Consider the following 16,854-nt stretch of genomic DNA (forward strand, 5'->3'; position numbering starts at 1 on the left):
GTGATTCACACATCTGCCATGCCTATGTTATCATCATAGCAATCATTATTGGATGAGTGTGACCTTATAGCCAGCTATCTGAAAGGAGAATTGCCATGTATCGCGTTCTAGTTGTGGAGGATGAGCCGTGGATCCGCAAGGCTACGGTAAAAATGATTGAGAATATTGGCTCCGGTTTTGAAGTTGTTGGCGAGGCAGAGAATGGAGAAGAAGCGTGGAGCATGATCCAGACGTTGTGGCCATCCATTGTGATTGCCGATATTATGATGCCTGAGAAAGATGGGCTAGCGCTCATCGAACAAATACAAGCTAGAAATTATCCAATTGTCACGATCATTATTAGTGGTTTTGACAATTTTCAATATGCGCAAAAAGCGATTCGCTACGGTGTAACCGAGTATTTATTGAAACCGCTTTCCGAAAGCGATTTGAAGGATGCACTGCTGCGCTCGATTAACCGCCTGAAGCAGCTCCAGGATGTGTACCAGCATTTTGTCCATATTGAGGATTTCATTTACGAGCTTCCCGAATATCAACCTGATCAGTTGGTGAAGAGGAGCCAGGAATTATTGAGCTCTCTTTTACGCCTAAAAGGGAGACATGACGGGATCCGCACGACGTTATGCGCCATGCTTTTTGAGAAATGGGAGCAGATTCTGAAAGATATTTACCCGAAGTGGGAAATCAAAGACATGACCGACAGCTCGGACAGCGCCATCACGGAGCGGATGCAGAGCATTCTGCACCAATGGCTGAATTGCTACCCCGAAATGATGAATTTCAACTCCACAGGGGTTATCCATAAGCTGTGCAAATACATTCAAGAGCATTACAAAGAGGAGCTCACGATCACGGATTTGGCGGCGAAAGCGAATCTGAGCGTGGCGTATTTCAGTGTGCTTTTCAAAAAGCATGCCGGCGATTCCTTTGTGAACTATTTGAACGCAACCAGGGTGATGAAGGCGAAGGAGCTGCTTATTTCGGATATGAAAATTTACCAAGTAGCATCAGAGGTCGGCTTCATGACGGTCCCGTATTTCAATCGGGTGTTCAAGCAGACGACGGGTCTGTCTCCGAATGAATACAGAAAGAAGCTGGGCTTATGAGCAATCAGTGGCTCTATAAATACTCGGTTCAGCTCAAAATGACGGTCGCCTTTCTTACGCTATGCATCCTGTCCGTGACGGTAATGGCGTTATTTTCCCATAACTACTACAGCCGTGCGGTACAAAAGGATTTCACGATGATCTCTAAGGAAGCGACGACGCGCCTGAATTATCATATGGAATTTTATTTTAAGCAAATGACCAAATCGCTGTCGACCTTGATCACGGATGCCGAAATTCAGAAGTTCTTAGTCGATAACCGTGAATACTCCCCTTCGGAGAAGCAAGGCATCGAGAAGAAGCTGCAATCGTATTTCTCCCTCAACTACTCGGAAATTCAAGTCATGTTTCTCGTATCCAAGGATAATCAGGTAGTTTCTCTCTACGACTATGCAAATGGGGCTGAGGAAATTATCAAAGGGCAGCCCTGGTACTCGCTTCCGAATCAAGACACCTTGCAGGTTGTTCAAACACATCGCATCCAGCAGGGCATGTCCAATGGCATTCCGGTCATCTCGTTAATTGTGCCAATTATCGGTATCGATGGCATGGCCAATATCGGCAAGCTTGTTGTCGAGCTGCAGCTCAGCGAAATCGACCGAACGTTTAATAAATCGACGCTTGGGACGAGCGGGGAGTTTTTTATCGTATCATCGGACGACGTGATCGTCTATCATCCGAACCAAGATTGGCTCGGCTTGCCGCGTTCGCAAACCTCCCTATCCAATATTGACCTGAATCAGAAAGAAGAAGTGACGGTACAGAATTGGCAGAATAAGAAAATGCTCGTTTCCAGCTCGCAATCGACGATTACCAATTGGCAAATTGTTTCATTTGTGCCATTTGAGGAGATGGCTGGGGGGCTGAATGCCGCTAGAAATTCAACGGTCTACGCTTTGATTATCATCTTGCTTCTGATTATTGCCTTAGTTCCGAAGCTGTCCCACCATTTTGTGGAGCCAATCGTGCAACTAAGTAGGCTGATGCAGAAGGTTTCCAAAGGGGACTTCCAAACTAGAGCGCTGGCAGCGGCAGGTCGAGATGAAGTTCAGCAGCTGAACCGGAATTTCAACAAGATGGTCACGCAGCTGGATGATCTGGTTACAACTGTAACGGATTTAAGCTTGAAAGAAGCTCATATCCGCCTTCAGCAGAAGGATGCCTTCATTCAAGCCCTGCAAAATCAGATCAATCCCCATTTGTTATATAACACATTGGATATTATGAAGAGCATTGCTTATCTAGAAGAAGCACCGCTGCTGGAGAAAATGGCTTTAAACCTAGGTGAAATTTATCGCTATACAGCGAACATTCAAGGGGTGGAGGTCACCCTCAAGGATGAGCTGAATCATTTGACCAAATATTTGGAGATCACCCATATTCGTTTCCCGGATAGTTTTGAAAGTAAGCTGTATGTGAATGAGAAGTTCCTAGATTGTCGGATCGTAAAGTTGTCGCTGCAGCCGATTGTCGAGAATGCGGTGAAGTATGCGATTGAGCGGCAAGGCGGAGATGGGGGCATTTTCGTGAGTGCGTATGATGTGGAAGACGATTTGATGATCGAGATTGCGGATAACGGCCCTGGCATTCCTGAGGAGCGGTTGTTGCGGTTACAAGAGACGCTGAGTCGGATCACAGCTAACGTGCAGAATGAATACGTCAAAGAGCAGTCGCTGGGCCTAGCTAACGTTCATGCTCGTTTAGTGCTGCATTATGGGGAGCGTTATGGGCTGCGGATTCACTCTTTTGCCGGTAAAGGGACGGTTGTATCTGTGCTCATTCCTCGTAATAGCTAACGACTCTCAGAAGTGCATAGAATCGGATAACAAATCAAAGAGTAGGATAAAGCCTTTGCCATGCCAATTCGGTATCATCATACATGTAAGGGACATTACAAACGAATAGGTGGGTTTCTTCATGAAAAAGAAAGCGATAGGTTTAGTCACAGTGATGACATTAAGCGTCTTAGCAACTGCCTGTGCCTCCACGAAAAATGACAGCCAAAGTACAGATACGAAGCAGCCTAGGGCTACAGCTTCTGCTACGACTGCGGTGCCGGAAAAAGAAGAGAAGCTGACGATCACGATGATGTCTCGCTCCTATGCAGGCGGCGGTTGGCCGGATAATCATCCAAGCATCAAATATTTGAATGACAAATTTAACATTGATCTGAAAATGTTGTGGATTCCCTCGGACAATTATGTGGAGAAATTGAATGTGTTAGCAGCTTCGAATGATCTACCGGATGCGTTCTATATTGATCCTGAATTTTTCACGAAATGGTCAACGAAAAATGTCTTCATGGATCTCAAGCCAAAGCTGGCGAAATATCCGAATCTAGCGAAAGTAGTTCCTGATCAGCTATGGAGCGCTTTGAATCCGAAGGATAAGTACCTTGGTATTCCGCTCTGGAGTGAAGGCAATCGTGATTCCCTGGTCATTCGGAAGGATTGGTTGGACAAATTGGGGCTGAAGGAGCCGCAAACGGTCGACGAGTTCTATGAAGTGGCAAAAGCCTTCACGACCAAAGATCCTGATGGCAACGGCAAGCAAGATACGTATGGCTTCACTTTTTATCCGCAGCAAATGATTATTGGCGGTGTATATGGCCCGGATTATTTGGAGGCAGCCTTCGGTCTAGCGAATGGTTGGAAAGAAGAAGGCGGCAAGCTAGTTCCTGTTCAAGCACAAGCAAATGAATTGAAATCATACGTCACGTTCTTAAATAAAGCGTACAAAGAAGGCGTGCTCGATAAAGATTTCTTTGTGAACAAGCAAAACGATCCAGAGAGCAAATTTTATGCAGGGAAATCCGGTGTATCGTATGTGAATACGAATAATTTGTTTACAACGGTTATCCCTAACGTGAAGAAATCCGATCCGAAAGCCGAGGTCGTACAATTGACGCCTCCAGCGGGACCAACGGGTCTACGGGGAACGGTAACGTTTGATAATGTTGGCGGTCAGAAGATCGTATTCAACGCGAAGAGTAATGCGAAGATTCAAGATCGTTTGCTGAAAATGTACGATTGGTTATCCACGGAAGAAGGTTATGACTTCGCGAAGCACGGCGTTCCAGATGTGCATTATAAGAAAGTGTCTGCTAATCAATTCGAGAAGCTGCCAGCAACGGATACAGATATTCCTAAGAAGCTTCGCTGGTTGTGGATTAAACCGGATCCAATGCACCAACTGTACAAGTTTGACAATCCGAAAGATGTTGAAGTGATCACACAATGGATCAACAACAATGAGAAGTATACTTGGGTGAATAAAGGTGCTGGCCTTGTGTCACCAACGTTAGCGGAAAAAGGTAAAGAAATTAACGGCAAATGGCTGGATGCGCTCGTTCAAGTGATTTATGGAAAAGAGCCTATTGAATTCGTGGACAAAGCGGTAGCGAACTGGAAAGCGGCAGGCGGCGACACGATTATTCAAGAGATTAATGCTGCGTACCAAGCAACGAAATAACGGAAATGACATAATGCCGGGCACCTTCCTGTGAAGGGGAGGTGTCCTTTAAACAAGGAGAGCAGCCTATGGAAGTCCAAGGGATAGCAGTTGTCAAACGAACAACCCCTTCTAGCAAGCTCTGGCAAGATGTGAAACGAGGCTTCCCTCTGTATCTCATGATCACGCCAGGCCTATTGTTTTTCATTCTTTTTAAGTACTTGCCGATGGGCGGTATTATTATCGCTTTTAAACAATATGACCCATTTGTAGGGTTTATGGATAGTCCATGGGTTGGATTCGATCACTTTGTGAAATTATTCACAGAACCAGATTTCTTTATTTTACTGCGAAATACGATGCTTGTTAGTTTATTCAATCTGATCTTCTTTTTCCCAGCCCCTGTGGTGCTGGCCTTATTGCTTCATGAAGTGAAGGTTCGCTGGTTCCGTAAAACAATGCAAACGATCGTCTACATGCCCCATTTCTTCTCGTGGGTTGTCGTGGTAGGCATTACGGTTCTCTTGTTTGCTACGCAAAGCGGGGGAATTAATAACTTATTAGCTTCGCTGGGGTTAGAGCGGGTGGAGCTGTTAACGAATCCGGACTATTTCCGTTCGGTATATGTGTTCCAGAATATTTGGAAAGAAGCGGGCTGGAATGCGATTATTTTCTTAGCTGCGCTGGCAGCGGTGGATCCAACTCTATATGAAGCAGCGAGAGTAGATGGAGCAGGCCGGTGGCGCCAAATGTGGAGTATTAATGTACCGGCGCTCAAATCGACGATTATTATTTTGTTCATTTTACGATTAGGTTCGGTGCTTGAAGTCGGGTTTGAACACATTTATCTCATGCAAAATTCCATTAATATCGGGGTTTCGGATGTTTTCGACTCCTATGTGTACCGCAATGGTGTACTACAAGGTGCTTTTAGCTATACAACAGCAGTTGGGTTGTTCAAATCCTTAGTCGGCTTAGTACTTGTTATTGGAGCAAACCGTTTGTCTAAAAAATTAGGTGAGGAGGGCGTATACTGATGAATTTCCGGATGCAAAAAGCAGATATTCCCTTCCGCATCGTTTTGTACGGTGTTTTGTTGATCGCCTTAGTTATTGTAAGCTTTCCGTTCTTATATGTCCTATTTAGCTCGTTTGCCACGACCCATGAGATGAATACGAGAGGCTTCTTCCTCCTTCCTAAAGTTTGGAGCCTGGACGCCTATAAATATTTATATTTTAATGATTTATTTACAAAATCAATTCAAAATGCCGTCTACATCACGGTGCTCGGAACAGCGATCAATATGGTCACGACATGTTTAATGGCGTATGGCTTATCGAAAAGCTGGCTGAGAGGTCGCAAAACGCTCAACTTCCTCGTCGTCTTCACGATGTTGTTCGCAGGTGGAATTATCCCGCAATACTTGGTTGTAAAAGAGTTGCATTTGCTGAATACGTACTGGGCGATCTTCCTGACAACGGCGATTACACCGTTCAATATGATCGTGATTCGCAGTTTTTTCCAAAATGTACCCAGCGAAATGGAAGAATCCGCACGCATCGATGGCTGCGGGGAATGGCGACTGTTCTGGACCATCATCATTCCACTCTCAATGCCGGTTATCGCGACGTTCACATTGTTCTATGCGGTGCAGAATTGGAACACCTATTTCACAGCGATTCTCTATGTGAATGATCCTGGGAAATGGCCGCTGCAAGTATTCCTTCGTCAATTATTAATCGTTTCAGATACAGGTTTGGAGCTGACGGCAGGCGGTTATGCCTTCGGTCCACCAGTCAAAATGGCGGCTGTTGTTGTAGGCGCAGTACCGATGCTTATGATCTATCCGTTTATGCAGAAGTATTTTAATCAGGGCATGCTGCTTGGCTCTGTGAAAGGTTAATGACATGAAGAATTCGCAGGATGAAGCACTTCGATGGTTGCATGAGCATGTGGAGTTGGTTGAGGGTGATGTAGGGCCAAGTAAGGGAAACAAACGAAGTACGAAAGAAACGTATCTCGATTTGATTGAACTAGCGTTAAATGGGTATGATTTGCCGGCCTTTCATCAGGCATCGGTTGATGCAGGGACTGGGCATATTCCTGATGTGCAAGCTTACTCGCGTGTGACTTCAATCGTAGGTATTCTGCTGGCAAATGGCCGTATCCCCGAGCACCGGCAGTTATGGGCAAGCATGATGACAGCTTGCTGTGAGGATTTGCATCGACACGAAGGCAATTTGATGGTTGATTTTGCCGTAAAAGAAGTCATGCTGGCTTACTTCGCGATGGAGGATAAGGTCGATTCGGCGCTATCTGCGCCTTGGTTGACAGCGCTGGGGCTGATCGAGCCTTATCGGAACTATTATTACACGAATATAACCGTGACGGATAAAGAAAAGCTTCACAACATTAATATTTACAACATGGTTGGCGAGTATTTGAGGGAACGTGCGGGTTTGACCGATGCGACGGCTTATTTTGCGGCACATTGGCCCCATCAATTAACGTTATTTGATGAAAATGGGATGTACAAAGATCCGGGTAACCCGACTCTCTACGATTTAACGACGCGCTGCCAGATTCAGTTGCTGCTCGGTTCGGGCTATGAAGGCCCCTATCGGGAGGCATTGGATGAGCAGTTGAAAAAAGCGGGCTTACAGACGCTGTTCATGCAGTCTGCTGCGGGTGAGCTTCCTTACGGCGGCCGTAGCAATCAGTATCTGTTCAATGAAGCGCTGCTAGCTGCAAATGCGGAATATGAGGCGTGTAGGTACAAAGAGTTGGGAGACTTGAAGACAGCTGGGGCGTTCAAGAGGGCGGCTCGGCTGGCGATTGACTCACTCCATAGGTGGCTGATCGAGGAGAGTCCGCCTCGTCATATTAAGAATTTTTTCCCGACCGATTCCGGTTACGGGACAGAGGATTATGGTTATTATGCCAAATACATGGCCACCTTCGGGACTTTCCTGTACATCGCTGTCCTATCTGTTGATGACAGTATTGAGGAGTATACCTGCCCTGCGGAGATTGGTGGATACGCCTGGCAAACCTCCGACGCGTTCCATAAGGTGTTCGCGAATTGCGGAGGCTACTCGATTGAAATCGATACGCGTGCTGATGCCTATTACGATGCAACTGGACTCGGCAGACTGCACAAACGGGGAGTCCCATCGGAGTTGGCGTTGTCGATGCCATGTGCTGCAGAGCCGAAGTATCGGCTGCCGGAAACCGTGCGAGGCAAGGCGCTGAGCCTATGTGCGGGATGGATGATTGAGGCTGGGGATGTGCAATGGCTGTGCGAGGGTGAGTTGGCGCCCGAATGCAAGGTCGTGATCGTGAATGAAGCGCTGGATGAAGTAGAATGGAGCGTCACGTATAGTGGTGGTGAAATCCCTGAAGGAATGCGCATAAGGGAAACGTATGCTTTGACGGAGGCTGGATTAGCTATTGGAGTTGAACAGCTGGGCGAGGTAGAACATGTGCCCTACTACCAGGTGCCGTTGCTGCTGACGAATGGGAAGTATGAGACGATGATTACAAGTGAGGATAAAGGGATAAGTGTCGTAATGGGTGACTACAGATATGACGTCGTTTCCGAACATAAGCTGACTACCGTGGAATCCAAGCTTGGGAATCGCAACGGCATCTACACGCTTGCACGGTTTGAAGGGGAAATGGGACGGCCCTTGCAGCTACTTCTCAAACTAACATCAGGGGAGTGAACGGAAATGAAGTTAGCTTTTAGTACACTTCCATGTGAAGACTGGAGCGTTGAGCAGCTCATTGGTGCATGCGCCGATTATGGCTATTCGGGCATCGAGCTTCGCGAAGGGATCCATGCTTGGGGGAAATTAGATACAGATCGGACCATTCGCAGGCAAGCTGGAGAGGCAATGGCATCTGCGGGAATCCAAGTGACCGATATTGGCTCGGGTCTTTGTGTGAAAGGCTTAGGAGATGCCGAACGTCAGCAGGTTGAGATGGTATTCCCCCAGTTGCTGGCGTTCGCTCAGGATTTCGGGTCCCCGGCAATTCGCATTTTCTTAGGCAACTTCATGCGCAGATTCGATGACCCGATGGTGGAATTGAACCACGAATGCATCGTGGAAACGATTCGTTATATGTGCGATCTGGCAAGTGAGGCTTCGATCCGCGTTTGGATTGAGTCCCATAATGAATATGCAACTGGCAAAGTGCTGCGTGGGCTGCTAGATGATGTGAATCGGACGAATTGCGCTGTCATCTGGGATGTGCTGCATCCGCTTGAGGATGGCGAGCAGCCGGAAGAGACGCTTAGATGGCTGGGCAAGGATTGTGTGCACGTACATATGAAGGATGGCAAGCCATGGGAAGATCCTATCCAACACGATTGGGCATATACGCTGTTAGGTGAGGGCTGTAGTCCGAATCAGCATATCGTTAGTTTGCTGCTTGCGAGTGGCTATGAGGGTTATTTTTCCTTGGAATGGGAAACGAAATGGCGACAGGAGCTTCGGGTTGCGGGCAGCGAACCGGAAGAAGTGCTGCCAGCGTACGTGAGTTATATGGCTAATCTGGTCAACAACAACAATCATGAGGTGTAGATATATATGAGAGCGTTGGTAACGGTGAGTGATCCATTTTTACGTGGATTAATTTTTCAAGAAGAAACCATTCAACAATTAAACGCCTTGTGCGAAGTGGATTGGACCGATGAGCATGTAGATTCCGATCAACTGGCAGAGCGTATTGGTGACTATGATATTTGTATCACATCATGGGGTTCAGCGAAGTTGGATGCGGGCGTTTTGGGAAGGGCTCATAAACTGAAGTTTATCGGGCATGCGGCAGGTACCGTTGTACCGATGGTCGATCCCCTCGTGTATGAGCTAGACATGACGGTGGTCAATGCGAACACGTCATTAGCACGTTCAACAGCTGAACTTGCAGTTGCTTTAATGCTGCATGGCAGCTGGGATTTATCCGGCTACAGCCAACGCTTAAAGCAAGGTGGATGGACGCAGAACAACCGTGAATCTGTAAAAGGGTTGTATCGCCAAACGATTGGGCTCATCGGATACGGTGAAATTTCGCGCGAAGTCATCCGTCTTTTACAGCCGTATGAGGCAGAAATTTTGCTGTATTCGGGGAATTGTTCTACGGAAGAAGCACAGGAGTTAGGCGTGAAGCTATGCTCACTTGAAGAAGTTTTATCCCGCAGCGCAATTGTGTCTCTGCATAACACGTTGACGGAGAAAACGAGAGGGATGCTGGGAGCTAAAGAATTAAGTTTGCTGCCAGATGGCGCCTTGCTCGTGAACACGGCCCGAGGTCCGATTATTGAGGAGGAGGCTTTACTGAATGAGCTGACATCGGAACGGATTTCTGCGGCTTTAGATGTATTCGATATGGAGCCATTGCCTAAGGGGCACCCGCTGCTTCAACTTTCCAATGCCTATTGTTTCCCGCATATTGGCGGGTTTAATCACTATTGGAAGAGTAAGCTGGGACTCTTGGTCGTAGAAGATTTGGCTCGCTGGATCAATGGGGAAGAGCTGCATGGGGAAATTAACCAGGTTAAGTTTCAGAGACAAACGTTACCGAGTTGAATTCTGAGATATGTACAACTGAGTTGAGTTTAGGAGATAGATGGAACCGAGGTAAGTTCTGAGACATGTACAACCAAGTTAAGTTCTGAGATAGATATAATCAAGCTAGCACAGGAGGGGAAGATTACGTGACGCAACGAGAGGCGCAATCAGCGGGTCAGCAGGTGGAACAACGAGTGGAATTGCAGGCGACTGGACAGAAGGTGGAGCGGCAATTTACACATCAGATAGATCAATTATACTGGGAGCAGCTAAAGGCACGCTTAGAGACCAAAGTCGATAGCATGATTGAGCAGTTGGGGGACAAATGCCCCCATGTGGCGAAGGCAGACGGTGTGTATGATAACACACAGACGGATTGGTGGACGTCTGGATTTTGGCCGGGCATTCTTTGGATCATGCATGAACTGACGGGAAAAGAGCACTACAAGAAGGCTGCATGGCCGTGGGATGAACGAATTGAGCAGTGGTTAATTAAACCATCCCAGGAGCTCCACCATGATGTTGGCTTTCAATTTCTACCCACTGCTGTCGTGAAATATGAGCTTACTGGCGATGCTGACGGGTATCGCAGAGGCATGCAAGCCGCTAATTTCTTAGCGGGCCGTTTTAATGCAGAGGGGCAATTCATCCGTGCTTGGAATTTCGATAAGATTGGCTGGGCCATTATTGACTGCATGATGAATCTTTCGTTGTTATTTTGGGCTAGCCGTGAATCGGGTGACCCACGGTATAAACACATCGCCATTCGCCATGCGGACACGGTATTGAAGCACTTCCTTCGGGAAGACGGCTCCGTGAATCACATCGTCAGCTTCGATCCTGAGACGGGCGAGTTTATCGAGGCACTGGGCGGTCAAGGCTTTGGACCTGACTCGGCGTGGAGCCGAGGGGCATCTTGGGCTATTTACGGATTGGCCAACGCATACAGGAATACAGGCGAACAGCGCTATCTAGATGGGGCCAAGCGAGCGGCCAACTATTTCATCGCTTCGTTGCCGGACGATCATGTGCCGTTATGGGATTTTCGGACGGACTTGGCGGAAGGGGAGCCCAAAGACAGCTCCGCGGGAGCGATCGCGGCATCAGGCCTGCTCGAGGTCGCACGCCATGTCTCCGCGAATGAAGCTAGATTGTATCATGGGAAAGCGGAGCGTATGATTCGCTCGCTAACGGAGAGTTACATGACGGGCGAAGGGCATGAAGCCATCCTTTTGCATGGCACAGGGTATAAGCCAGCTGGACAGAACATCGATGTATCGTTGATCTATGGCGACTATTTCTACGTGGAGGCCGTTGCCAAGTTGAATGGCTGGCGGCGAGATATTTTCTAGGGAAGCATAGCGCAACCTAGGTGGCCCGCAAGGAGTTAGTCGTAAAAACCGACTAACTCGGGGGCAACCTAGGCGACCCGCAAAGAGTTAGTCGTAAAACCCGACTAACTCCGGGGCAACCTAGGCGACCCGCAAAGAGTTAGTCGTAAAACCCGACTAACTCCGGGGCAACCTAGGCGAACCGAGAGGAGTTAGTCGTAAGAATCGACTAACTCCGGGGCAACCTGGGCGATCCGCAAGGAGTTAGTAGTAAAAACCGACTAACTCCGGGGTAACCTAGGCAATCCGCAAGGAGTTAGTCGTAAAACCCGACTAACTCGGCGATAACCTAGGCAAACCGCAAGGAGTTAGTCGTAAAACCCGACTAACTCGGCGATAACCTAGGCAGCCCGCAAGGAGTTAGTCGTAAAACCCGACTAACTCGGGGGCAACCTAGGCGACCCGCAAAGAGTTAGTCGTAAAACCCGACTAACTCCGGGGCAACCTAGGCGACCCGCGAGGAGTTAGTCGTAAAAACCGACTAACTCGGCGATAACCTAGGCGACCCGCAAGGAGTTAGTCGTAAAAACCGACTAACTCGGCGATAACCTAGGCAAACCGCAAGGATTTAGTCGTAAAAACCGCGCTGTCAGCATCACACGTTAACAAGAAAGGGGGTGAAATGAAGAAAAGCTCTTGAATGTGCGGAATGTGCGCTCCACAAGTATTCAATAGCAACCGTGGTTTGGGCATAAATTACTTTTGTATGTACCATCAACTTGAAGAGAGAAAGGAACATGCGCGATGTCATCCTTTTACAAGAAAGCACTACTCATAGCTGCATCCTTCACCCTGTTTACTACAGCAGCATTCGGTATTCTTCCATTAAACACAGCACATGCAGCCGTAAACTCCTTCATCCAGCGTTCGGGAGACATCTTGTACAACGACCTCGACGGTGACAAGGTAAAGGATGCGAACGAATCCGAATTCCGTTTTATTGGCAGCAATATGATGGGGGCTGTTGTGACGTCGGATAACCACCAGTTTGAGTTGACCGATGAACAGAGATGGCGTCTCACGGATGAGTTTGAGAAGCGGGACCAAGTGGAGACGGCGGTTCAATCAGGACAGCAAGTTGTGCGAACATGGGCGATGCGGGTAACGGGCAATTTGACAACCTACAACAGCAGCGTGTACACGGCGTATGTTGGTTCCAGCACCGTTCAATTTAATGAAACAGCACTGCGGTCTCTGGATAAATTTCTGCAAATTTGCAATGAGAAAGGGATCAGGGTCATTATCCCTTTTATCGATGGAGCTGGCCATTGGGGTGGGTTATCGGAGTATGGCGCGAATTTCCTCACGATTGGCAGCGCGACAAATGTGAAATTCAAGAATATGATCTCGCAATTACTTAACCGCACGAACTATTACACAGGTGTAAAGTACAAGGACGACAAGGCAATTGTAGCTTGGGAAACGGGCAATGAGCTGACCAACGGTTATACGACTGAAGCTCAATATCTCGCGCTAGATAATTGGGTAGCTGACTTGGCTGCTTACATCAAAGGAACGGGAAGTTACACAACGGCCATTGATACCAATCATCTCCTAATGGATGGGCGCAACCAACCGGAGAGCTTCTATAACCGATACACGCAACTAGCGAATCCCGATATTGATATTCTCTCTTATCATACGTACTATCCATTAGCCGGAAAGACGAATACACAAACAATTCAAGCACTGCGAACATATACAAGCGGAAGTAAAGTGCTCAATGTGGGCGAAATCAGCATGGATACGAGCAGCTCCGAGCTGAACACGATGCTGGGGGAGGTCATTAATGGCGGTACGAATAGCGCGATGTGGTGGGCATTCCGAGGGCACAATACGGACGGTGGCTTCTATCATCACCAGAAGTTTCAAGATCTCCACTGGCCAGGAATTCCAGGAGCGGTGGCTATTCACAGCGATATTCAAACGGAAATTAACCTCATTAATGTTCTCGCGAATCGTGGTTATGAGATTCAAGGGTTGACGCGACCAGCTTTGCCTGTTCCAGCAGCGCCAGTTCTGCTTCCAATTACTGATGTGGGACATATTGCATGGCAAGGCTCCACAGGTGCGCAGTCCTATCAGATTCAGCGGGCAACGAGTGTGACAGGGCCTTGGACGACGATTGTTGCAGATTTTTATGAAAACACTATTGCGGCACGTTCATTATTTAGTGATGTAAGCGCTTTAGGTGGACAAAACTATTATTATAAAGTGCAAGCGAAGAACGCATCGGGAATTTCCGCAGCCTCTAATGTTGTAGGACCTGTCACGGTGAGCAAAAATTGGCTGGTTGATGAAATGTTCGATTACAGCAAAATGTACAGTCATTCTGCGAATACGACGATCGTCAAAACCTACGCGGAGGAAGAAGGCAATCAGGACGATCTGGCCCGCTTGGAGCGGACTACAGCGACCAAAGAGAGCATCGTCTACAAGGCCTCAGGTGATATGGACTATCTCAAAATGTACTCTTACGGTAACAATACGAACTACACCTTTTACACATCTAGCGATGGGGTCAGTTATACGCCTTTAACCGTCACTGTCACTAGTTACAATAGTGCTCGCAAAAAGTACGAAACGAGTTCCCTGCCTGCGGGAACCACTTATTTGAAAATTCAATTCGAAGACACCACGACGGCTACACTTCCCGCCATTGGCAGGGTTGAAATCCGGTATACTTCGACACCGACTTCGGTGATCGTGGATAATTCCAACGCTCTCATCACCTATGCGGGCAGTTGGACGCACTCCACAGATGCGAGTTATTACAATTCGACCAAATCGGTAACGCCAACAGCGAACAGCACGGCGACCCTTAACTTTTCAGGAACAGAGGCGAGTATTTATGCACGTATGTTACCAACAGGAGGCAAGTTTGACGTGTATATCGATGGCGTCTTTTCTCAAACGGTAGATACATATAGCGCGGTTTCACAATATCAGGTGAAGGTTTATGAGGTGACTGGGTTAAGCAGCGGTTCGACGCACGAGATCCAAATAAAGCATGCTGGCCAGAAGAACAGTCTATCAGCGGATTACTTCATCGGTATCGATTATTTGAATTACAAGTATTAGACCGTTAAAGGGGATGCCTATATGAAAAATAGCTTGAAAGCGCTGTTCGCTTCCGTACTGATGCTTATACTCGTCTTATGGGCATTACCAGTTATCACGTCAGCCAGCACAAGTATCATTGTGGATAACGGCCAAACGAGTTTGATCACGTATACCGGGACTTGGACCCAAAGCACAGATTCCTCTTACTACAGCAGCACCAAATCCGTATCTAATACGTCAGGTAGTAAGTTGAGTTTTACCTTTATTGGAACGGAAATTAACCTGTATACGAAGAAAACAGCAGCTAGCGGCAAATACGATGTGTATCTAGATGGCGTTTACGATGCAACTCCAGATGCGTATAGTGCAGTCGACCAGGCACAGGTGAAAACGTACAGTAAAACAGGACTTTCTGCAGATACACATACCATCGAATTACGCCTAAATGGGCAAAAGAATGCGAGCTCCACAGGCTATTATGTTGGGTTTGATTATTTGAGTTATGAGCCTGCCTATCTCATTAAAGATAATGGCAGCACAAGTATCACCTATACAGGTACGTGGACGCACAGCAGTGATGCGAACTTTTATGGCGGGACCAAATCCGTATCGAGTACGAGTGGGAGTAGAGCTGACTTGTCGTTTACAGGTACAGACATCCACATTTATACGAAAACATCTGCTGCTACAGGCAAGTACGATGTCTACGTAGACGGCGTGTTCGATGCTACCGTGGATACTTATAGTCCAGGCGATCAATACAAGGTGAAAACGTATAGTAAAGAGGGGCTTTCGAACAGCCCCCACACGGTTAGCCTGCGCTTGGCTGGGCAGAAAAATGCAAGTTCGGGAGGTTTGTTCATTGGGGTAGATTATTTTGAATATGGGGTAGGTAGCGGGCTAAGCCTGAACGATTTACCGAATTACCGAGTCTTTCAACGGGGAATTGGCAATAACCATAACACTGACGTCACGCTTACGGGTAGCTATAATACATCTAACACAGCGAATATCCAAGCCAGAGTTGTTCAGCACGGGACTTCGGCAGAGGTGGTTCCTTGGACAACTATCGTTAGCTCTCCATCAGGAGGAACATACTCGGGCAGCTTAAGTGTTCCGCAGGGTGGCTGGTACAATATTCAAATTCGAGCCAGAGATAGTAGTGGCGATATTGTGGGTACTCAAAATGGCGCGAACAAATGGGGCGTTGGCATCGTCATTCTCGCCATTGGGCAATCCAACATGGTCGGCTACGGACAAGAGATGCCTTATGTTGTGGCGAACGATCTTGTAGCGAATTTTACTAGAAGCAATATGTGGTCGCATCTGGTGGATCCGTATGATGGTGGAGGCGCTGGTTCCTCCATGGTACCAGCTTTAGGCAACGCGTTGACCGCCTATTACAACATCCCCGTAGCCTTCGTGCCTGCGGCAGTTGGTGGGACTTCGTTAATCGGAAACACTAATTCCAACTGGTCATATCGGAATTCGGCCAACCATGCAGATACGGCGGGGCTTTACGGCAATTCAGTTGCGAGAGCGCGCGCTGCAGGCGGGGTTGAACTTCTCATTTGGAACCAAGGAGAGCAAGATTCACGTGATCATAACGCGAACCCGACCTATGATCTCCGGGCGACTTACCGAACAGCGTTCACGAAGATGATAACGAACTACCGGGAGGATCTGTACAGCACGATTCCGATTTTCATCAATCAAGTAGGGCAAGTGAATAGCACACTGCGCACGGATGCGGAGTGGTCAGCGGTTCGCAGCGCGCAGAGCGACTTGGATAACGGGACGAATATCCTGCTCGCAACGACGGAGATTGGATTCTCCTTATCGGACACCGTTCACTTCTCAACGGCGTCGTCGGCGATTATCGGCCCGCGATATGCGAATGCCATCAAGTATTACTTTGGAGACAGCACTTCCTATAGGGGACCGAGAGCGACATCTGCTGCCTTCACGACAGCCAGCAAGAATGAAGTGGACGTTACGTTAATGCCTGGCGGTGGGACAGATTTCACACCAACAACCGGTATCACAGGGTTCAAAGTCTGGGACGGGGCAACGGCTGTTGCCATCACTTCAGCGAGCAGGCTGAATGGGACAACGATTCGGCTGCAGCTTGCCGCAAGCATTGTGGGGAGCGGTAGCGTCACCTACCAGTACGGCATGAATCCAGTCAGTACCGGCATGGTAGGGGATAACAGTGCTCTGCAGCTTCCACTAGAGCCGACTGGTGATGCGATTAGTATTCAATAGGGTTTA

General features: G+C 47.9%; 11 protein-coding genes. All 11 read left to right on the plus strand.

Features of this window, described 5'->3' with window-relative positions; all coding sequences use genetic code 11:
• Positions 1 to 95 precede the first annotated feature (95 nt).
• The 11 genes from HQN88_RS28070 to HQN88_RS28120 all read left to right on the plus strand — a co-directional run bounded on the left by HQN88_RS28070 (position 96) and on the right by HQN88_RS28120 (position 16,848).
• Entirely contained in the window at positions 96 to 1,106 is a 1,011-nt protein-coding gene (locus HQN88_RS28070) for a response regulator transcription factor (RefSeq protein ID WP_173118745.1), read from the plus strand.
• The gene (locus HQN88_RS28075) at positions 1,103 to 2,902 is read left to right on the plus strand and encodes a sensor histidine kinase (RefSeq protein ID WP_173118747.1); all 1,800 of its coding nucleotides are present in this window, start codon (positions 1,103 to 1,105) and stop codon (positions 2,900 to 2,902) included. The genes HQN88_RS28070 and HQN88_RS28075 overlap by 4 nt, the downstream gene beginning before the upstream one ends.
• 121 nt (positions 2,903 to 3,023) lie before the next feature.
• Positions 3,024 to 4,577 (plus strand): type 2 periplasmic-binding domain-containing protein, encoded by a 1,554-nt coding sequence (locus tag HQN88_RS28080; RefSeq protein WP_173118749.1) that lies wholly within the window; start codon positions 3,024 to 3,026, stop codon positions 4,575 to 4,577.
• A gap of 68 nt (positions 4,578 to 4,645) precedes the next feature.
• Complete coding sequence (locus HQN88_RS28085; protein WP_173118752.1) at positions 4,646 to 5,593, plus strand: ABC transporter permease; 948 nt, start codon at positions 4,646 to 4,648, stop codon at positions 5,591 to 5,593.
• The gene (locus tag HQN88_RS28090; protein WP_246320503.1) at positions 5,593 to 6,459 is read left to right on the plus strand and encodes a carbohydrate ABC transporter permease; all 867 of its coding nucleotides are present in this window, start codon (positions 5,593 to 5,595) and stop codon (positions 6,457 to 6,459) included. Before HQN88_RS28085 ends, HQN88_RS28090 begins: the two co-directional genes overlap by 1 nt.
• Before the next feature lie 4 nt (positions 6,460 to 6,463).
• Positions 6,464 to 8,281: a hypothetical protein gene (locus HQN88_RS28095; protein ID WP_173118754.1), complete on the plus strand. Its 1,818-nt coding sequence runs from the start codon at positions 6,464 to 6,466 to the stop codon at positions 8,279 to 8,281.
• Between the two features lie 6 nt (positions 8,282 to 8,287).
• Positions 8,288 to 9,142 carry a sugar phosphate isomerase/epimerase family protein gene (locus tag HQN88_RS28100; RefSeq protein WP_173118756.1) on the plus strand — a complete coding sequence of 285 codons (855 nt, stop codon included), beginning with the start codon at positions 8,288 to 8,290 and terminating at the stop codon, positions 9,140 to 9,142.
• 6 nt (positions 9,143 to 9,148) lie between these two features.
• Positions 9,149 to 10,147: a hydroxyacid dehydrogenase gene (locus tag HQN88_RS28105; protein ID WP_173118758.1), complete on the plus strand. Its 999-nt coding sequence runs from the start codon at positions 9,149 to 9,151 to the stop codon at positions 10,145 to 10,147.
• Between the two features lie 284 nt (positions 10,148 to 10,431).
• On the plus strand, positions 10,432 to 11,481 hold the full coding sequence (locus HQN88_RS28110; RefSeq protein WP_173118920.1) for a glycoside hydrolase family 88 protein: 1,050 nt from the start codon (positions 10,432 to 10,434) through the stop codon (positions 11,479 to 11,481).
• Between the two features lie 783 nt (positions 11,482 to 12,264).
• Positions 12,265 to 14,601, plus strand: a complete 2,337-nt coding sequence (locus tag HQN88_RS28115; protein WP_173118760.1) for a cellulase family glycosylhydrolase — start codon at positions 12,265 to 12,267, stop codon at positions 14,599 to 14,601.
• A 21-nt stretch (positions 14,602 to 14,622) separates the two neighbouring features.
• Positions 14,623 to 16,848 (plus strand): sialate O-acetylesterase, encoded by a 2,226-nt coding sequence (locus tag HQN88_RS28120; protein WP_173118762.1) that lies wholly within the window; start codon positions 14,623 to 14,625, stop codon positions 16,846 to 16,848.
• Positions 16,849 to 16,854 lie beyond the last annotated feature (6 nt).

The organism is Paenibacillus qinlingensis, assembly GCF_013204845.1.
GTDB classification, from domain to species: domain Bacteria; phylum Bacillota; class Bacilli; order Paenibacillales; family NBRC-103111; genus Paenibacillus_E; species Paenibacillus_E qinlingensis.